The sequence below is a fragment of the Paenarthrobacter sp. CAP02 genome, assembly GCF_040137855.1.
GTDB lineage: Bacteria > Actinomycetota > Actinomycetes > Actinomycetales > Micrococcaceae > Arthrobacter.
The window spans coordinates 1-19,462 of record NZ_JBEEII010000013.1 but is presented as its reverse complement, the minus strand read 5'-3'; the positions used below and the strand labels follow the sequence as shown (position 1 = coordinate 19,462).

18 protein-coding genes are annotated in these 19,462 nt (G+C 62.6%); 9 read left to right on the top strand and 9 right to left on the bottom strand.

The features are described 5' to 3' along the window. Positions 1-65: 65 nt before the first annotated feature. Positions 66-1,097: an aldo/keto reductase gene (locus ABHM97_RS18855; RefSeq protein WP_349471832.1), complete on the top strand. Its 1,032-nt coding sequence runs from the start codon at positions 66-68 to the stop codon at positions 1,095-1,097. 209 nt (positions 1,098-1,306) lie between these two features. Further along, entirely contained in the window at positions 1,307-1,927 is a 621-nt protein-coding gene (locus ABHM97_RS18850) for a flavin reductase family protein (RefSeq protein WP_349471831.1), read from the top strand. 78 nt (positions 1,928-2,005) lie between these two features. Here ABHM97_RS18850 and ABHM97_RS18845 read toward each other — a convergent pair whose 3' ends face one another. Further along, on the bottom strand, positions 2,006-3,382 hold the full coding sequence (locus tag ABHM97_RS18845) for an SLC13 family permease (protein ID WP_349471830.1): 1,377 nt from the start codon (positions 3,380-3,382) through the stop codon (positions 2,006-2,008). 12 nt (positions 3,383-3,394) lie between these two features. Further along, complete coding sequence (locus tag ABHM97_RS18840) at positions 3,395-4,216, bottom strand: maleate cis-trans isomerase family protein (protein ID WP_349471829.1); 822 nt, start codon at positions 4,214-4,216, stop codon at positions 3,395-3,397. A gap of 169 nt (positions 4,217-4,385) precedes the next feature. On the opposite strand from ABHM97_RS18840, the gene ABHM97_RS18835 reads away from it, so the two are divergent. After that, positions 4,386-5,189 (top strand): IclR family transcriptional regulator, encoded by an 804-nt coding sequence (locus ABHM97_RS18835; protein ID WP_349471828.1) that lies wholly within the window; start codon positions 4,386-4,388, stop codon positions 5,187-5,189. Positions 5,190-5,220: 31 nt separating this feature from the next. Here ABHM97_RS18835 and ABHM97_RS18830 read toward each other — a convergent pair whose 3' ends face one another. The 6 genes from ABHM97_RS18830 to ABHM97_RS18805 form a co-directional block, all read right to left on the bottom strand. After that, positions 5,221-5,625 (bottom strand): hypothetical protein, encoded by a 405-nt coding sequence (locus ABHM97_RS18830; protein WP_349471827.1) that lies wholly within the window; start codon positions 5,623-5,625, stop codon positions 5,221-5,223. Positions 5,626-5,704: 79 nt separating this feature from the next. Beyond that, a complete protein-coding gene (locus ABHM97_RS18825; protein ID WP_349471826.1) occupies positions 5,705-6,418 on the bottom strand; it encodes a response regulator transcription factor in 714 nt (237 codons plus the stop codon). Next, positions 6,403-7,896: a sensor histidine kinase gene (locus tag ABHM97_RS18820; RefSeq protein ID WP_349471825.1), complete on the bottom strand. Its 1,494-nt coding sequence runs from the start codon at positions 7,894-7,896 to the stop codon at positions 6,403-6,405. Before ABHM97_RS18820 ends, ABHM97_RS18825 begins: the two co-directional genes overlap by 16 nt. Before the next feature lie 328 nt (positions 7,897-8,224). Continuing rightward, on the bottom strand, positions 8,225-9,616 hold the full coding sequence (locus ABHM97_RS18815; protein ID WP_235521964.1) for a sensor histidine kinase: 1,392 nt from the start codon (positions 9,614-9,616) through the stop codon (positions 8,225-8,227). Positions 9,617-9,631: 15 nt separating this feature from the next. Further along, complete coding sequence (locus tag ABHM97_RS18810) at positions 9,632-10,963, bottom strand: BTAD domain-containing putative transcriptional regulator (RefSeq protein ID WP_235521965.1); 1,332 nt, start codon at positions 10,961-10,963, stop codon at positions 9,632-9,634. A 254-nt stretch (positions 10,964-11,217) separates the two neighbouring features. Next, complete coding sequence (locus tag ABHM97_RS18805) at positions 11,218-13,494, bottom strand: fibronectin type III domain-containing protein (RefSeq protein WP_349471824.1); 2,277 nt, start codon at positions 13,492-13,494, stop codon at positions 11,218-11,220. 205 nt (positions 13,495-13,699) lie between these two features. Here ABHM97_RS18805 and ABHM97_RS18800 point away from each other — a divergent pair, with 205 nt between their 5' ends. The 6 genes from ABHM97_RS18800 to ABHM97_RS18775 all read left to right on the top strand — a co-directional run bounded on the left by ABHM97_RS18800 (position 13,700) and on the right by ABHM97_RS18775 (position 18,173). Beyond that, the gene (locus ABHM97_RS18800; protein ID WP_349471823.1) at positions 13,700-14,209 is read left to right on the top strand and encodes a hypothetical protein; all 510 of its coding nucleotides are present in this window, start codon (positions 13,700-13,702) and stop codon (positions 14,207-14,209) included. A 116-nt stretch (positions 14,210-14,325) separates the two neighbouring features. After that, positions 14,326-15,936 carry a multicopper oxidase family protein gene (locus ABHM97_RS18795; protein WP_349471822.1) on the top strand — a complete coding sequence of 537 codons (1,611 nt, stop codon included), beginning with the start codon at positions 14,326-14,328 and terminating at the stop codon, positions 15,934-15,936. After that, positions 15,933-16,400: a signal peptidase I gene (gene lepB / locus ABHM97_RS18790; RefSeq protein ID WP_235521969.1), complete on the top strand. Its 468-nt coding sequence runs from the start codon at positions 15,933-15,935 to the stop codon at positions 16,398-16,400. The genes ABHM97_RS18795 and lepB overlap by 4 nt, the downstream gene beginning before the upstream one ends. A 105-nt stretch (positions 16,401-16,505) precedes the next feature. Next, a complete protein-coding gene (locus tag ABHM97_RS18785) occupies positions 16,506-17,096 on the top strand; it encodes a sulfite oxidase-like oxidoreductase (protein ID WP_235521970.1) in 591 nt (196 codons plus the stop codon). A 10-nt stretch (positions 17,097-17,106) separates the two neighbouring features. Then, positions 17,107-17,844 (top strand): ferredoxin reductase, encoded by a 738-nt coding sequence (locus tag ABHM97_RS18780; protein ID WP_235521971.1) that lies wholly within the window; start codon positions 17,107-17,109, stop codon positions 17,842-17,844. Continuing rightward, complete coding sequence (locus ABHM97_RS18775) at positions 17,841-18,173, top strand: DUF6510 family protein (RefSeq protein WP_235521972.1); 333 nt, start codon at positions 17,841-17,843, stop codon at positions 18,171-18,173. Before ABHM97_RS18780 ends, ABHM97_RS18775 begins: the two co-directional genes overlap by 4 nt. Before the next feature lie 112 nt (positions 18,174-18,285). On the opposite strand, the gene ABHM97_RS18770 is transcribed toward ABHM97_RS18775, so the two are convergent. Beyond that, positions 18,286-19,308: a LacI family DNA-binding transcriptional regulator gene (locus tag ABHM97_RS18770; protein WP_349471821.1), complete on the bottom strand. Its 1,023-nt coding sequence runs from the start codon at positions 19,306-19,308 to the stop codon at positions 18,286-18,288. Between the last annotated feature and the right edge of the window lie 154 nt (positions 19,309-19,462).

Genomic DNA, 19,462 nt, shown 5'->3' with positions numbered 1-19,462 from the left:
AGGCAGTGCGAAGTGGGTATCGTCGACTCCAGCCGGAACACCCCGCCCGAGATCCGAGGAGAGTTATGCAGTATCGCACACTAGGTAACAGCGGGGCAGTGGTATCGAACTACGCGCTCGGAACAATGACGTTTGGAGCCGAAGCCACGGAGGAAACGTCACACGCCATCCTGGACAACTATGTTGCCGCGGGCGGCAACTTCATCGACACAGCCGACGTTTACAGTGCCGGCACGTCGGAGGAAATCATCGGACGCTGGCTTGCACGCCGGCCGGAGCAACGCGACCTGGTGGTTCTGGCCACCAAGGGACGCTTCCCCATGGGCAAGGCCCCGAACGATGTAGGCACATCCCGCCGGCACCTGACCAAGGCCTTGGACGATTCCCTCCGCCGCCTCGGAGTGGAGCAGATTGATCTTTATCAAATGCATGCATGGGACCCCATCACGCCGCTGGAAGAGACCCTTCGTTTCCTTCACGACGCTGTCAGCAGCGGAAAGATCGCCTACTACGGATTCTCGAACTTCCTCGGATGGCAATTGACCAAGGCTGTCCACGTCGCCAGGGCTCATGGCTGGAACGCACCCGTTACCCTGCAGCCGCAGTACAGCCTGCTGGTTCGCGGGATCGAGAGTGAGATCGTGCCGGCGTCCCTCGACGCGAAGATAGGCCTGCTTCCGTGGTCGCCGCTTGGTGGCGGCTGGCTGTCCGGGAAGTACAAGCGCGACGAGCCGCCTGTTGGCGCGACCCGGTTGGGGGAGAACCCCACACGGGGCATGGAAGCATGGCAGGCCCGCAACGATGACCCGCGCACGTGGGACATTGTTGGAGCCGTAGGACAAATTGCCGCTGACCACGGCGTGAGCGCCTCGCAGGTCGCGCTGGCTTGGTTGGCGGATAGGCCAGCCGTAACGTCCGTGATCCTGGGTGCCCGTACTGTTGACCAATTGATGGACAACCTTGCCGCTGCTGAACTTGAACTCACGTCCGACGAAACTGAGCGCCTGACCCATGCCAGCCAGCCGCGCGTCGGGGTTTATCCCTACGGGCCCATGGCCGATGAGCAGCGCAGCCGAAAGATCGAAGGCGGCAGGTAGCGGCGAGGGCCAATACGGCCGAAACTTGTGTTGAAGGCGCGATCAGTTAAGCGTAAAGAAGGTGCGTTCCCGCAGGCCGAGAATCGCCGTCCGGAGCTCCGGGTTGTCCTGGCGAAGGCACCTATGTGACCGACGGCAGACTATATCCGGATCCTACGGCAAGGGAGCAATTCGCTTGTTCAGGGGTTCCGGATCGATAGGCTGGCAACATGCGAAATGACTTTAGTCCTTCAGCGACGGCCCCCGGTGACTTTTACCGGTTTCTGACCGCGGTGGTGGTTCCCCGGCCCATCGCCTGGGTATCGACCGTATCGCCGGAGGGTACTGACAATGTCGCGCCTCATTCGTTTTTCACCTTGGCGTCAACTAATCCGCCGATTGTGCAGTTCACGTCGGTAGGCGAAAAGGATTCACTTCGGAACATCATCGGCTCGGGAGAATTCGTGGTCAACCTGGCCCCGGCAGGGCTCTTGGAAGAGGTTAACGCCACCGGCACCAACTTCCCGCCGCATGTCAGTGAGTTTGACGCGGCCGGCCTGACGCGTGAGCCGAGCCGGACTGTGTCCGTACCGCGCGTCAAGGAGTCACCGGCCGTGCTTGAATGCAGACTTCATTCCGTGCTGCCGGTAGGTAACTCAACCCTTGTTTTTGGCGAGGTGACGCATGCCGCCGTTAATGAGGCAGTGCTGGAGGGCAACCACCCGCGGATCGACCTCCTGGAGCCGCTGGCCAGATTGGGCCGGGACGAGTGGGGCACGTTGGGTGCCGTCCAGGACCGGAAGCGGATACGACTCGGGGACTGGCCGGGAGATTTTCGGCCGAAGGCCTAGGGAGAGCCCGCAGCCAGTTCCAGGGAAAGGAAAGGGACGTCCCGATCGGGACGTCCCTTTCCTTTCGGTGTGCAGCCCTTAGCCGAGCCCGAGCTGAACGAACAGGAACCAGACCAAAAGCGGTACAACGCCGATCATCGCTATGGCCCACAGCAGCAGTGCGCGGAAAAACATCCGCTCGTCCTTGGGCTGCGCGCTTGCCATCAGAAGTGCTCCACTGGTGGACATGGGGCTGACGTCAACTACGGAGGAACTGATGGCGATAGCCGTCACCACGCCTATTGGCGAGAGCAGGGGGTCCATGGCAATGGGCTCGATCACGGGGCTGATGACCCCCAACGTTCCCGTGGTGGACGCGAAGGCCGAAACAATGGCCACCACGTAGCTGGCGATCAAGGCAGCAATCGAACTGTTACCCAGGCCCGCAATGCCTTCCTGGAGTTCCTTCAGCGCACCCATTTTCTCAAGCATGCCCACATAGGTGACGATTCCGGTGACCAGGATGATGGCTGACCAAGGCATACTTTCCAACGCCGGCTTCTGCACGTTGGAGTCCAGGATGATCAGCACGCCCGCGATGACCAACGAGGCAACTCCCACATCCAGTCCCAGCACGGTGGTGAGCACCAGGAGGGATGCGATCCCGGCAAGCGTCAGGATGCGCATGGGGGTGGCAGCCACCTTGGCCGGGCCTGATGCCAGGGTGCTCTGCCCCGCAACTGAAGTTTGCGCCGGTGCCGTAAGCACGGCCACGCCGGATCCTGCAGTGCCTTTGGGTGAGGGTGCGGAGGCGCCGCCGTCGATGGCTATGGCGGGGGCGCCGTCGCCGATGGGGCCCGCTTTTGCTGCCCGGCGCTTCACGATGGCCTGCACCAGAACGTAGGCAATCACGGCCAGGGCGGCATTGAAGACGAAGCAGTAGGCGTAGAGCTTGAACGAGCCGTCTGAGGCTCCGGCGCCGTCCAGCATTTTGTTGCCCAGGACGCCGAAGGGGTTGACAGGGGAGAAGGCCCCGGCGTTGGCGCCCTGGACAATGACCAGGCCCATGGCCAGAGTGCTGATGCCGAATCGCATTCCAAGCGCCAGGCCAACCGGAGCGACAATGGCAATGGCGGCCGGTGTGAAGGCGCCGGCCGAAGCCAGCGCAGCAGTGAGCAGGAACATGAGGACCGGGACCAGTACTCTGCGGTTACCGGCGAGCCGTTCTGCCCAGTAGGCCAGCAAATCGATGGTGCCGTTGATCCGTACAATGGCGAAGAGCAGCGTGGCCCCTACCAGGATGAAAAACAGTCCGGCGGGGAACTGCCCGATGACGTCCTTGACGGACATCCCGGCCAGCAGTGTGCCCACGCCGAACGCGGCGATGGTGGCAAGGAGTCCGGCGTTGATCTTGGTGAACGAGCCGACGGCGAATGCCGCCACGAGCACCAGGAACGCGATGAGTGACAGCGACATGGTGCCCGCCGCCTAAGCTTTCGCCGCTGTCAGCACACCAGCGCCCGACAGCAGGCTGCCCGCTCCGCTGATGGCCGGCTGGTGGCCCAATGCCTTGAGGATTTCGTAGGTGGTGGCGGTGGCCGCTGTGATGACTGGGAGCCCCAGCTCGTCCTCGACTGCCTGGACGGCGGCAAGCGAGGGCATCTGGACGCAGGCGGAAAGGACGACGGCGTCGGCGCCTTCGCGCTGCAGGCTTCGGGCCAGTGCGGGCAGGTTCTGCGGATCAAGGCAGCCCACTGCGAGGTTATCGGCTACTTCAAGGCTGATGGCGTCCAGCACGGTGATGCCCGAGCCTTCGATATAGTCCACCACCATTTTGGTCAGCGGCTTCATGTATGGGGTGATCATGGCTACCTTGCGCGCGCCGATTTCGTGCAGGGTGCGGACCAATGCACCAGCGCTGCTGGTGACCGGCGCGGGGTGTCCATTGCTGGCGGCGGCATCCGCGATCACCCTTTCGGAGCCGTCGTGGGCTTCAGGGCCTTGGGCCATCACGGCCACCAGGCAGGCGTAGGCGATGACGTCCACGTCGGCGTCGGAAACCGCTTCGGCGCACTGGGCTGCCTTGCCGACCATGGCCAGCAGCTCTTCCCGGGTGACCTTCTTCATGCCTGCGCGGGCGGAGTGGAAGGTGTATTTGTGGCCGGTCACTTCAGCTTGGCGCCGGAACAGTTCCGGCAGTTCAGTCTCCATGGTGGTGTTGGAGCTGGGGACGATCAGTCCCACGCGGCTGCTCCCGGGACGCTTGGGCTCGGGGGCGGTTTCGCAGGTGGTTGCGGCGTTGTTGCTCATGGGATTCTCCACGTCTTTGTGATGGGGCATTGGGGTAAACCCATAAGGTGGGTTCGCATCCCATGATGTGGGACACAGGGAGGGATGTCAAATAGATCACGTTCACGTATTGCCGACAGCCTCGCTAAGCTGGAGCCTGCTGGCGAAGAGGACTGAAGGGGCATTGGACGTGGCGAAGGAACAGGGGGCTGGGGCTTCGCCCCTGTTGGTCCTGCATAAGGTCGCGGAGATTCTGGACTGTTTTTCCGTGGATGAGCCGGAGCCAACGCTGCAACAGATCATCCGCAAGACAGGACTGCCGTCCAGTACTTGCCAGCGATTGGTCCAGAACATGCTCCGCGAGGGGTTCCTGGATCGCGACGGCGACCGGTACCGGATCGGCATCGGACTGGTCCGCTGGGCAACCCCTGGGACGTTCGGACTGGACGTGGTCCGGCTGGTGAAGCCGGTTCTGCAGCAGTTACGCGACGAAACCGGTGAAACCGCCTGCCTGTACGTCCGGGATGGCGCGTTCCGCACCGTCGTCGCGGTGGCCGAGACCCGGCACGTGGTGATGCGTCCGTTCATGGTGGGTATGGTCATGCCGCTGCACGCGGGCGCTCCAGGAAAGGTGTTCCTGGCCTTTGACCCCGGCGCCTGGGACGCCTTGGACGAGGAGGTGCTCGAGGCCTTTACTCCTGATACCCCGGTGACACTTCAGACGTTGAAGGAGCAAGCTGCCGTGGCACGGGCGCAGGGATACTACGCGGCCTTCGGGGAACGTAACCAGGATGTGGGGTCCATCAGTGCGCCGGTCTTCGACCACGCCGGTCGTTTGGCATGCGCTGTGGGCCTGGGCTTCCCCACCCAGCGGGTCGGACCCGCCGATGTTGCGCGGTTGGGGCCCGTGGTAGCCCGCGCGGGTCGAGAAGCAAGTTACGCCCTTGGGTACCAAGGCAGCGACACCTTTGCCGGGCTCCACGGCAACGCATAAACAAGTGTGCCAACCCTGCCCCTGGGCACGATTACGGGCCCAGCGGCCCAGTACGACGCGGGTCCTGGCGGAGCCCGCCCTTGTCGTCCTTGAGCTCGTGGCCGGGGCTGTCGTCGGAAGCGTCCCGTTGACGAAGCCCACCTTTGTCGTCCACCCGGGCTGGCGGCAACGTGACCGGTTCGGCCGGGACGATCCGGGTCGCCGGGACGGGCTCAGGCACCGCCGCGATGCTTGGTGCGGGTGCTGGACTGACGGACGGCGGTTGTCCGGGTGCGGGCGTGTCTTCAGCAGCAGTGGCCCCGGTACTGATATTTACAGTTGAGACCACGACGCCAGGGGCGACACCAGGCGGCGGTCCGGCACTCGCTTGTGCCCACACAGACAGGCCTGCAGCGCCGAGAACGGCAGCGAGTGGGAGATACCACATCTTTGACATTGGTCTTCCTTCCATGTGCTGGTTCCACCACTCTTCCTTGCCGCTGTGAAAGGGAGATGAATCTTCCATGAGAGACTTCTCATCCATGGTCCACAGGGGTGCTCCCGGTTGCTGCTTCAGTGCCTGCTTCGACAGGGGTGAACCGGTAGCCGGCTCCCCGGACTGACTGGAAATGCTCAGGACCAAGTTTGGCGCGCAGATATCCGACATAAACGTCCACCACGTTTGAGGCCCCGTCAAAGTCGTAGCCCCAGACCCTGCTAAGCAGCTGCTCGCGGCTCAGCAGCTTGCCAGCGTGGTCCAAGAACACGTGCGCCATGGCAAACTCGCGGGCGGTTAATTGGACCGAACGGCCCCGGACGATGGCGCTGCGGAGGTCCATGTCCAGCCTGACGTCGCCACTGGCAGGGGCCGCGGCCTCCTGCGTGGCTGGATTCTCCCTCAACCTGAGCCGTATCCGCGACAGCAGCTCCTCGAAACGGAACGGCTTGCTCATATAGTCGTCCGCGCCGCCGTCGAGCGCCGCCAGCGCGTCAGGGAGCGAATCCCGTGCAGTCAGGACGATTACCGGAACCGTGCACTTCATGTCACGCAACGCCGTCAGTACGCTCAGTCCGTCCATGCGGGGCATGCCAATATCCAGTATCAGCAGGTCGAATTCACCGGAACTGCCGTAGTCCAAGGCCTGTATGCCGTCTCCCGCCGAGGAAGTGGTGTGGCCGGCCGCCCTCAGGCCTTTGCCGATAAAGGCAACGATCCGCGGCTCGTCGTCGGCGATCAGAATGCGAGCCACGATGTTCCACCCGGCAGGGCAAGGGCGAACCGGCTGCCTCCGTTGACACGGGATGTCAGCCGGACCGAGCCCCCGTGCGCCTCAGCAATAGCTTTGACGATGGCCAATCCCAAGCCTGATCCTTCGGCGCCCCTGGACACCCCTGCCCTGGCGAACCGGTCAAATATCCGCTCCTGGTCCGCCGCGCTGATGCCGCAACCGGTATCGGCTACCCAGATTTCAATGATGGGCTCGTCGTGTCTTTCGCCGGAAGGGCAGTTCTCCGGCGCGACCCACGCTGCACCGATGGAGATAATGTCCCCGGGGTCCGTGGATTGTACGGCATTGGCCGCGAGTTGTTCCATGGCTTGGGTGAGGCGATTGCGATCTGCCCGGAACCAGCCGCCAGGCAACTGTTCAATCTGCCAGTGCCGGTCTCCCAGCACCCGGATCCGTTCCATGGCAGCTTCGAGGAACGAATCGGCATCGACCCAGTCCGGCTGGAAAAAGTCGGCCCGTCCGCTTCGGGCCAGAACAAGGAGTTCGTTGACAAGGGACTGCATTCGGTCCACCTCTTCGAGGAGCAGGCCCCTTGTTTCCGCGACCTCGAGAACATCCGAGGGCTCGAGGAGCTGAAGGTGGCCACCGATGATGGTCAGGGGAGTGCGCAATTCGTGGCTGGCATCATCCACGAAGTGGCGCTGGTCCTCAATGCCTGCTTCCAACCGGTCCAGCATGCGGTTGAAGTCGGCTGCCAACTGGGACACGTCGTCATCGCCGGGGGGTACCGAAACACGGCTGCTGACGTCCTCGAAGGTGGTGTGTTCCGTTGCCTGGCGCAGCCGGCGGATGGGAACGAACAGGCGGCCCGTCACTACGTACCCCACACCACCGGCCAGCACCAGTATGACCAAGGAAACTGCAGCGAAGGTTCCGAATGAGGCCACCATCTGTTCCCGTTGTTGTCCGATCTGATTGGCTGCAACCAAGAGTCCGATTGCCGAATTTCCGCCCAGGGAAACGGGGGTGATGGCCAGCCGCACGGTATGGCCATCAAGGTTCAGATCCCGCAGGGCTATGGAGTCGTTGACGGGCACAGCGCGCACGGCGTCGAGGACTTGGGGGTGGCCCAGGTTGAGCGCCTGTTCCCCGGCGGGCAGGAAGGTGTTCCCGCCAATAACGGTGGCCATCACGGATTCGTGGCGTCCCAAGGTGCCGCCGCGGAGGAAGACGGTGAAGAGATCATCCAGGGAATCATAGGGTCGGCCCTCGGGAGTGCCCTGGTCCGCGATGGTCTGGAGGCGTTGGGACTGACGGAGGAGATCCTCGCTGACCCGGTTGTTCAGCTCCCCGAGGTCCACCGCAAGTGTGGTAGTGCCGGCCACGAACAGTCCCACTGCCAGGAAGGCCACGACTGAGGCCAATACGCGGGCCCGCACAGTCCGGAACCCTGCCCGAAGTTTTTGCACCCTTGTCCGTGTGACCTGCATGAGGGTCATGGCTGTATGCGGAACATGCTGTTGGAACCCTGGGCGAGTTGGACCGGATGGGGTGGCGGCGGGGGCTCTGCGCAGTTCCATGGGCGCTCCGATCGGCTTCAGGCTGGGTTCCGCGGCAGGGTGCTTCATTCCACCTCGGTTGACCGTCTATCTTCTAAACTAGAGGGCCCTGCTTGGAGAATTCTTTGGTGCGGGCAACCAGGATTCAGGCAGGCACTGCATGGTTTTTCCAACGTCCCCCGCAACGGGTCGGCGGCAACGTAACGAACCAGCCCCGTCTGCCATTCGGGTTGCCTTTCAGGCCCTGGAGCCCTTTCCGCCGGTTCTGTCAGCCCGCAGCTCTGTCTGCAAGTTGTTTGCGGTGATTTCGTCGGGTCGGCCGGACGGTGTTCAGGCCCGGCTCAGCCGGCCCGCTCAATGTCACATCGATGATGGTGCCGGCCCCCGGGGAGGATCTGACGTGAAAGGTGCCGCCGGCGTGCTTGATCGTATCGCCGAGAATCCTCAGCCCGTAGTGCCCTTCGTTGCTCTCCTGGTTCGGTTCAAAGCCGTGTCCGTTGTCGCTGACTGTAATCCTCGTGAGTCGATCAGATTGCCGGATCCGGATGTGTACTGAGGTCGCCGAGGAATGCTTCGTTGCATTGACCAGTGCTTCCCGGACCACCCGGTACATCAGTGCGGCCCGGTCCCGGTCTGCGACCAGATGGTCGGGAAATTCCATAGTCAGCGTGATGCCCCTGTCTACCAGTGGAGCCGCCAACCGCGTGAGGGATGCTTTGAGGCCCATGCGCTCCAAGTCCGGTGGATACAGTTCGTTGGTCATGGCCCGCAGTGTCCGTACAGTGTTTTGAAGCATCAATCGGGCGTTGCTGAAGACGGGCCGTAAGTTTGGCGGCCCCCGCCGCTCCTCGGATTCCAGTGCGTAAGCCAACCCCGAGAGGTCTTGGATGACGTCGTCGTGAAGTTCACTCGCGACCTGTCGCCGTTCCCGGTCGGAGGCTTCTACGGCGTACCTCAGGAGGGCGTGTTTTGCGGCTTGATGTCCCTGGATTCTCCGGGCCAACCGGACAGCCGGAAAGAGTTGGGCGAGCTGAAGTGCTGCAAGGGACAGGATCATCGGAGGGATCATGCCCATGAGGACTTCATGTTGCTCGCGGCGGACATTTTCTCCAGGGGAGTACGTTTCGAAGATCATCGGTGCGCCGCTGACCGAACGTGACCGGACGTAAACTTCCACCAGTTCCCCCGCACCTGATTCGTAAACATTCTCCTGCTCGGTTTGGGTTTCCAAAGTTGCAGTAGCCGGTCCGCCGTCAAGAAGCTTGCGGGCCCAGTCTTCCTGCTGAAATTGCTGACCGATCAGTGAGTCCATATCCGAGTAGACCACGGTGCCGTGTTCGTCCCACACCTTTATCCTGGTGAGCGTTCCGGTGGTCAGCCAGGGTGCCAAGCGCTGATCGAGCAGGTCCAGGGCCATACGTTCCCGGGCGAGCAGTTCCGTCGAGATGAGGGGGCCTACGACGTTATCAGCAAGGCGCTGTGTCATGTCACGGGCGTTCGCCAGCGCATGCTGTTCTGCTTCGGCGCGGATCCAAAAGATGACGGGCGTTGCAAGAAGGATGAGGGCCACGAACCCCGCGGTAACAAATCGTGCCACAGCTGCCTGGACTTCCCGGCGCTCAGCAGTACTGGGCTCGTATCCGCCTGGCGGCTGCTCCACCCTGACGCTTCCTGGTCAGCGGCCCGGATGCCCGGGAGCAACGGGGCCGCTGCCCAGTCCGGCTACCAGTGACGGGTGGACAATCATGTTGCCGGACCGTGCGTGCCGCAGGGTATCCAGCATGACGCCGAGGGATCCGTCTTTGGGAAGAAAGGCGCAGATTCCCATGCCGGCGGCTTCCCGCAGGGCTTCCTGGGACGGATTACCCGTCAGCATGACAATCCGCGTTCCAGGATCAAGGGCGAGGATGCGTTCGGCTGCCGTGAGCCCTGAACCGTCTGTGAGGTAGAGGTCCATGAGCACCACGTCGGGCCGGGTCTCTTGATACATCGTTACGGCCGCGGCAGCGGACCTGGCGGCACCTACGCTTTGCAAGTCGGGTTCCCTGTCCAACGCCCCGGCCAGCAGGTCGGAGAAGGTCGTGTGGTCATCGACGATGAGGATTCGCAGGCGTTCGACATCGGTCAGGGCTGTTCGCTCTTTGCTGGTCGTGGCGCGGGGAGGACCATCCACTGACCGGGTGTCCCGGACGGCCGTGAGCGCCAGCAATCTGGCCTGGGCCTCGGTCAGTGCCTGATTCGGTGTGCAGCCCAGTTCGCTGGCCATGATTTTGCGGCAGCGGTCAAAGGCCGTGAGGGCCGCGACCGCGTCTCCGTTGCGTTCGAGCCCGACTACGAGCGTGGTCCACGCCCGCTCATTGAGCGGGTCCAGCCTCGTGACAGACTCACTGATGGTTATTGCCTGATCCAGTTCGCCTACGGAGAGGGCAACTTCAGCGGCTCTGACCTTGACGGCTGCGACGCGTGTTGCATGCCCCGCCCGTTCATCCTCTGCCCACGCCGGCAGGAGCTCGTCACCAAGCAGCGGCGCGGAAGCGAGGTCCAGCGCCTCCGTGAGCAGGTCCAAGGCTCGCCTCGGTGGCGCTTGACTGGCCTGCTTGGTCAGGGTTCCGAACCGGTCCAGGTCCAGGTCCACCATGGTGGCATCGATGGCGTACCCGCCGGTGACCGTGCGGACGGGTCCGGATCTGCCGAAGCCGGGCTGCAGATGGCGGCGCAGAACACTGACATAGCTTTCGAGTGTTGGTAGGGCGACGGCGGGGTGCTTACCGTCCCAGAGCAGGTCCATCAGGCGGGTCTTGGAGACCGCAGTCCCGAAATTAAGGAGCAGAATCTCAAGGACCTGGCGGGGCTTCGGCCCGCCGAGGTCGTTGGCGCTCAGTTCGGTGTCGCCACGGTGGATGGTCAACGGCCCCAGCACTCGTACGTGGAGTCGGGGCCCGTTCCATGATGGCGTCGGTTCCTGTGGGATGGCCACCGGATGGTTGGCGAGATTGAGAGTGTTCACTGGTGTTCCATCGTGTAGTTCAGATGCATCCAGACCATTCAATCCACCGGCAGAATACCGGACAACAGTGGTGGGTACTCATTTTTCTGCTCATGTTGGTTCGCGGCTACTTGGTTCGGGAGTCCCGGTACTTGGTTTGCGTACCCGGGTTCTACCCATCCCGGCCTTTGCCCGGTAGCCGCAGAACACAGATCAGGGGCCCGGCGTCGTCCGTTTGGACGGACGACGCCGGGCCCCTGCGGCGGGGTGCAGTACTACTTGTTCACCACAGTGATGGGTCCTGCCGTGCCACCGAGCGTGGATTCAATCCAGATGGTGCCGGGGTTGGCTGCCGGTGCGTTCCCGTCCCTGAGCCGTAAGGTGAAGATCCCCCCTGTCCCAGGCGCGGCTGCTGCGGTAACAGGCGCCGTGCCGAGGACTGCGCCACCGGGCCCGCCGGACCGTACGGTGATCGTTCCGCCTACTACCGTGCTGGTGCCGTCGACCCGGAAGTCGCGGCTCTTCCATTGCCCTTGCGCTGTGACGCGGTCCGGGATAGGCGTCACAGTGACGACGTCGGTCTTCGTGCCTCGGCCTGCGGTTACCGTCAGCTCGAACGTGAGCGGTTTGTTGGTCATTGGGTATTTGTAGACGGGCAGGCTGAACGTGGGCTGCAGCGTGGTGCTGCCGGCCAAGTTGACTGCATCCGGGTCGGTCGGGTTGCTCAGCACCTGCCTCCATTGGTAAATGGCGCCAGTGGCGGTGGACCCTGTGCCGTCGAGCGTTACATTGGACGCTGTAGTGCGTCGGACGATGCTTTGGTCAGGTCCGGCGTTGGCTACTACCTCTCCCTGGACTGTGACCGGTTCGCTCTTGGCGGATTCGGGACTGTCGCCGTTGGCGTTGCTTGCCCTGACCGTGAAGCGGTACTCTGTGTCGCCGTCGAGTCCGTCGTAGACAAGGCTGGTTACGTTTCCCGCCACCTTTTTCTGTGACCCGAATGCACCGTTCCCGGTGTAGGCCTGGACGGTGTAGCCCGAGATGGTCAAACCTTCAGCGCCAGGGTTGGGTGCAGTCCAGGAAACTGTGGCGCTGCCCTTGCCGGCCACGGGTGCTCCGGTGAAGGCCGGGGCGTCCGGGACGGGGTTATTGGTGATGATGAATTCTACGGTGCCATTGTCCGAGACGTTTCCCGAAGGGTCGATGGCGGCGTACGTGAGCTTAGTGCTTGCAGATACTGGAACCGGCCCCTTGTAGAGGTTGGCACCCTCAGCGGCGACGCCACCGCTTCCGATGGGGTCGCTCCCGTCCAGTGTGTATAAGATGTCGCTGCCCAGCTCGTTCGCAGTAAGAGTCAGCTCCTGGGCTGTTGGGAAGGTGCCACCGTTGGGGGAGGCGGTCACCAGGGGTTTGGTTGTGTCCGTCTCCGGGATGAATGGAACAGCAGGGAAGGTTTCTCCTGCAGCACTGACAGAAACGACGTACACGTCGTAGGCTTCGTCGGACCTGAGGCCCTTGATGACCGTACTGGCAGCTTTGGGGTCACTGACGCGCACGCCGGTCTCGGTCTGTTCATTGCCCGTACGTGTGTGTCCGACGGCGGTGATCCGATAACCGCTGATGGCCGGGGTGCCGGGGATTGCCTCCGCCGGGGTCCAGTTGACCTTCAGGTCGGAGCCGGTCTTTGACACCTTGACGTTGGTGGGCCCTGCGGGGCCGGACTGTAGGGGCCCGTTGGGGCAGCCACCCATTCCCGGACCGCCCAGCTCACCAAACTCTGCGATGGTCAGGCCTTGGCGGTTGGCGTCCGCGTCTTCGACCTCCCAGGCCATGGCGCGCTCTCCTGAGGCCGCCGCAGCAATCCCGGCGGTGGCGGCGTCGTTGAATTCGTAGGTGGCCGTGAAGGTCCCGTCAGGGCCGAACGTAAGGCTTGAACTGTATCCGTTTTCGACCGTAAGCGGCCCTGGTACCGCGCGAACATCCCGGCGGCCAACACTGGTGTCCTTGAGGGCAGGCTCCACGATCCTCTGCTCCATTTGGGCTGGGTTGACGTTGGCTCCGGCATGGCCCTTGACCGTCAGGGTGGTGCCTGACAGTGATGAGTGCTCGGTGACGTACGCGTCTTGGACGGTCGTGGCCCCTGCCTCGGCGCCGTTGAATTTGATGGAAACGACGTCGCCGGGCCGGATGTCGGGGGTGACGTTCAGCCCGGTGCCGGCACCCCAGCAATACCCCCCGGGGTGGTTGATCTCGAAGGCGACGTCGCCGGCGGCGACAACGCCCTGGGCGGACCCTACGACGCCGGCTCCCTTTCGCGTGACCTCAACCAACCCTGTTTGGCCCACTCGGTCCTGGTAGCCCTCGATGGTGACGAAGTCCCGGTCCGGGAAAACCACCAGGTTGTCCGGGAACGTTGGCACGGCAGCGTTGGCGGAGGGAATAGCTATCAGGGACGTGGCGCAAAGTACTGCGGAGATTCCGGCAATGGTGCCGGCCCTGCCGTACCTGCGGGGGAACTGCGGTCCTCCCGGTGCATGTAGTTTTTCATTCATGACAACCTCACTGGTGCTGGGTGCTGGGTGCTGGGTGCTTGCGCGCGTTGACTGCGCATGAACCGACGTTAGGAAAGCGACCTTGCGGAAACGCTGTCCTGGCGGACCCCCGACAGGACGCGCATCACCCTGTGGGCTGCTGCTGAATCACCAGTCAGCACTGATCCCAAGGGTTTCACTAGAATCGGCGGGAACACTCGGCGCCATGGCACTGACAGCAGCCCGTAGGCACGTGAGGGTCCTTGTACCCCTGGCCTTGCTCATACTCGTAGGGTCCTTAGTGGCCGGAATCGTGACTACAGGGCCGCGGAAGCCGCCGGCCATGCTGGGCGCGTCCGGAACAACCGACGGCGGATTGGGACGTATCAATGGCGTCATCCCCGTCGAAGCCGACGGCTGGACGCCGCCGACAGCGGCGGCAGCACTCGACAAGCCACCGGTCGGGGAAATGCACCGCGTGCGAATCCTCGTGGAGTTCACGGCCACGGGTAGCGATGGCATCACCTTCGACCCGTCGCGGTACTCCGTCTCGGCCTTGGGTGCTGCCAAGTGGAAGCCGGTCTGGGCCGCGCCGGGCCCGGCCGTTGTCAGGCAGGGACAGAGCATCGACGCCACGCTGGTCTTCGAACTTCCGGACCGTGCAGTGGATCTGACCCTCGAGTTGCCCGGAAGCCCCGGCCTGTCCCTCGGTGCAGGTCATCATCGACCCAAGTGATCAAGCAGGGCCCTCGCATGAACTTCCAAGGTTTTCCCAAGAACACGGCAATGCGGGCAGGGAATCCCCAAGCTGGTCCCGGCAGAGTCGGCGTATTGAGCAAAGGAGGCACCTAAATGACCATTTCACGCCGCCAGGTCTTGTTGATTGGAGGCCTGGGAGTTCTCGGGGCTGGAGCCGCGATGTTTCCGACCGGTTCGGTGGAGGCCAAATCGGCCAGCCGCCTCAGTGACAAGGAGATGCCCCGACCATTCCAGGCAGACTTTGTCCAAGCACCCTTCCTTGCACCCTATGCCAAAGGCATCGATCCGGTCGACGGGCTGCCGGTCAATTACTACAAGGTGACCGAACAGGCCGCAACAGCCAGGATCCTCCCGAGGCTGACCACGCCTATCCTTGGGTACAACGGAATCTTCCCCGGACCCACTATCAGCCTGGATCAAGGTACAAAAGCTGTGCTGAGAGTCCGCAACCAGCTCCCCGCGCAGCATGCGCTGGATGGACACGCCCTGTCTACTTCCACCCATCTGCACGGATCAGCCTCGTTGCCACAATATGACGGCTACGCCTCCGACATCACGCATCCTGGGTTCTTCAAGGATTACCACTATCCCAACTTCCAGCCCGCCCGTACCCTCTGGTACCACGACCACGGCGTACATTTCACGGCGATGAATGCCTACTCCGGTTTGGCAGCGCAGTACCACATGCATGACCCGATCGAGCGGCAATTGCTCCCGCAGGGCCGGTACGATGTGGCTCTGACCATCAATGACGTCATGTTCGCCTCAGACGGCTCACTCGGCTACGACGACAACACCCACTCGGGACTTTGGGGAGACGTGATCCTGGTCAACGGCAAGCCTTGGCCTGTGATGAAAGTTCAGAAGCGTGTCTACCGCTTCAGGGTACTGAACGCCTCCATTTCCCGTTCCCTAAGGCCCACCCTGAGCACAGGGGATCCTTTGGTGGTGGTCGGAACCGATGGGGGCCTCATGCCCACGTCCCAAAGCGTAGCCAGCTATCGGCACGGCGGCGCGGAACGGTACGAGATCCTCATCGACTTCCGAAATTACAAGACCGGACAGCGGGTTGAGCTGAGAAACCTGTCCAACAAGAACAACGTGGACTACGACTACACCAACAAGATCATGGCCTTCGATGTCACCGACGAGGCCGTGGACACCACGGACCCGACGTGGAACCGGATACCCACCACCCTGACGGGGAGCGAGGCGATGACGCTGAAATCAAGCCAGGCGGTAAAGACCCGCACCTTCCGGGTCAAGCGCAGCGACAGCACCAACCTGTGGACCATCAACGACGACAGTTGGCAGGACGTCATTGCCAGTGGATACAAAAAGGTCGCCGCGGACCCGGCCTTGAACTCGGTGGAACTTTGGGAGATCGAAAACAAATCGGGCGGCTGGTTCCACCCGGTCCACATCCACCTGGTCGATTTTCAGATCCTCAGCCGCAACGGTCAGGCACCTTACCCCCACGAACGGGGACCGAAGGACGTCGTGTACGTCGGTGAGGACGAAAAGGTCAGGCTACTCATGAAATTCACGCCCCACCCTGGCCTCTACATGATGCACTGTCACAACCTCCCGCATGAGGACCACGACATGATGGTCCAGTTCCGAGTGGGCCTCAAAGAGTCGGATCCGGACGTCAACGACCCGATGACGGCGGCGAAAGCAGAGTGGGACGACACGAAAGAATGAGAGCACGTGGCCTCGCGCTGGCAATCATCCCGGTCCTGGTCATCCTCGCCACGCGAGCGTGGTTGGTGGAACCGTTCACTGTGTCCTCCGACAGCATGGAGCCAGCCATTGGCGAGGGTTCGGTGGTGCTGGTGTACAAACCGGCCGCATCAGCGGGGCTCATACGCAGGGGCGTTGTTGTGGCCTTTGCAAGCCCTGATGGCAATACGGCCATCAAAAGGGTCGTTGCCCTTGAAGGTCAGATTGTAGAGCTCCGAGACGCTGAGCTCTACGTGGACGGGAAACACGTGGAGGAACCCCGCATCGATCACAGCCGTATCGATGCGAGCTACTTCGGACCAATGACTGTTCCGGCCGGCACCATTTTCGTGCTGGGCGACAACAGGGGAGTCTCCATTGATTCCCGGGACTACGGGACGGTGCCCCTGACGTCCGTCCAAGGCACCATCATGGCCCATACCTGATTTCACGAGCCATGCGGTTCATGTCTGGACCCCTGCGTCGGGGTGTCCTATGGTGGGGGAATCAACGGCCTTTGGCCGGATGGGGCTCCACCGTGGAGGTGCATCTTGGGTATCATTTCGTCCGGATTCCGTGGACGGCGTGCGGAGAACCCTGCCCTGCCTCCAGGCCAGCATGAGACACCGGACTTTCCCGTACTCACGGCCGGACCCGCTCCGTCAATCCCTATCGACTCCTGGGAATTCTTCATCACCACGGAGGGTGGCCAGCGGTATTCCTGGTCCTGGGACGACTTCATGGCTTTGCCGCAGGAAGAAATTTCCCAGAATATTCACTGTGTGACCAGTTGGTCCAAAATGGGAACGAGGTGGCGGGGAGTTCTGCTGGACACGTTCTTCGAAATGGTGGAACCGACCAGCGACTTCGCCATGGCCCATTCCTTCGGCGGCTACACAACGAATATCCCACTCTGGGATCTCTTGGGCGGGAAGGCCTGGGTGGTGTGGGAATTCGATGGACAACCGCTGGCCCGGGCCCACGGTGGTCCGGCGCGGCTTCTGGTACCGCACCTGTATTTTTGGAAAAGTGCCAAATGGATTCACGGCTTGGAGCTGACGGGGGAGGACATTCCCGGTTTTTGGGAATCAAACGGCTATCACCTTCATGGCAATCCGTGGCGAGAGGAGCGGTACTCGTGAGGCGCGTGCCATGAGCTCCGTATGGCAGGTCGCTGAAGTGGTCGGCGGGACGCACGAAACCGACACAGCACGGACGATACGGCTGCGCGTGGAGGGCCTGAGGGGACACCTTGCGGGCCAGCATATCGACATCCGCCTTACCGCCGATGACGGCTACACTGCCATCCGCTCGTACTCGGTGGCATCTGCGGGTTTGGATGGACATCTGGAAATTACCGTCGATGAACTGCCCGACGGCGAAGTGTCCCCTTACCTTGTCCGGAACCTGTCCGTAGGCGATCAGTTGGAAATTCGGGGGCCCGTAGGCGGCTGGTTTGTTTGGCGGCCCAGCCGCGTGAACCCCGTGCAACTGATCGGGGGAGGTTCGGGGGTGGTGCCGCTCATGTCCATGATTCGCGCCCACCAGGCTTCCCGTAACGTATCGCCTTTCCGGCTGCTTTACTCCCTCAAGTCCCCTGAGACCTTGCTTTACCGAGACGAACTGCGCAGGTTGGACCGCGAATCGGCAAAGTTGTCGGTGGACTACGTCTTTACGCGTTCGACGCCGGAGGGGTGGCCGTCCGTACCGGCCCGTCTGACGTCGGACACCCTTTTGGCAACGATTTTTCCGATCAGGGAGATTCCGGACGTATTTGTCTGCGGACAAACAGTATTCGTAGAGGCGGTTGCGGACTGGCTTGTGAACGCCGGCTACCCGGCGGAGTCGATCCGGACCGAACGCTTTGGCGGGACGGGAGGCATCCAGTGAACAGCGCCGACAACTTCACTGCTTCCGAACCCGAGGATCAGGACATCGCCGCTGCAGCCCATCATGCGATCCCGTATCTCGACGGGAATGCAGCGGCGGGCGCCTTGTCTGAAGTCTTCCGGATCGACATCATCGCCGCCCTCGGACGCTGCCGGCATTGCGGTTCAGTACGCTACTTTGGGGCGGCCATGGTCTTTACCGACGCCCCCGGCCTGGTGGTGCGGTGTCGCGACTGCCAGGGTGTCCTCCTACGGGTGGTCGAGACACCAACCCGGTATTGGCTGGATCTGAGCGGTCTTAGCTACCTCGAGATCGACCGCGAGGAGTAATCCGCACCAGGGTGGATCACCCAGCGCCGGAATCGTCCGATCTCTTGCGGTTCCGCTCGCTTGCAGGCTTGGTGCGTCGCTCCTCTTCGGGCTCCCATTGACGTGCGAGTAGTCAGGAAGGTGCGTTCCCTGTGGACCCCCGCACCTGCAACTGGGATGGCACTTCGTGCAGCCGGGCCGGAAGACCCGGAGCTGCCAGGCGCTCGAGGATGAACTTTCCGGCCTCGACGCCCACTGCCAGATTGCCGTTGTCCACGGAGGTCAGCGAGAGGTGCCGGATTTTGGCCAGATAGGTGTTGTCGTAGCCCACGAGTGAGAGGTCCTTAGGTGCCGAAAGCCCAAGGTCGTCAGCGGCGGATAATGCGCCGATACAGGCGATGTCGTTGTAGGCGAAGATCGCGGTTGGCCTGTCCGTTCCTGCCAGGAGGCGGCTCGCGGCAGCGTACGCGCTTTCCTCACTCATTCCGCCGGCAACCACCACCATTGGTTCCAGTCCGGCCTCGCGTATGGTTCGTTCGAATGATTCGCGCCGGATCTTGCCCACCTCGCCGGGCCCCTGCAGGTGCGCGATCCTGCGGTGCCCCAGTGTGAGGAGGTGTTCGGTCGCCTGCCGGGCGCCGTCGTCGTCGTCATTGACCACGATGTCGACGCCGGGGAGGTGCGGTTCGCGGGTTCCGGCCAAAACGACGGGAATACTCTGCGCCGCCTTTTCGATGGCGGCCGACTCCGGGGTGGTACCCACCACCACCACGCCATCGATCCGCTGCTCCAGCAAGGTTTCCAAGGAGCTGCGGCCCACGCGGTTATCGGTGTAGGAATCGGCCAGAACCGGTGAAATACCGGCCGCGTGCAGGGACGCCGTCAGCCCTTCCAGCAGTTCCACGAACCATGGGTTCCGGATGTCGTTGAGCATCACGCCGATGGTTCCGCTTCGAGGGCCGGACAGGCGTTGGGCCAGCCGGTTGGGCCGGTATCCCAGCTCCTCCATGGCCTTCAGGACATCGCGACGGCGGCTCTCGCTAACATTGGGAGATCCCTGCAGGACCAGCGAAACCAAGGACTTGGAAACCCCTGCGGCGCTCGCGACATCGCGGATGGTGGGCTTGGGCCTTGGTGTGCTGGAAGCGTCACTCACGCACTGGTCCTCTCGTTCCGACGAATTTCATTCAAGCTTAGAGGCTTGACTGTGTGGGCTCTTCATGGCCATTATGGACCGGTCCAAGTAAATTCCAATGAGTCAAAGAGGATCCTTCAATGAGTGCACCCAATTCGAGGCAGTTGGTCGCCGG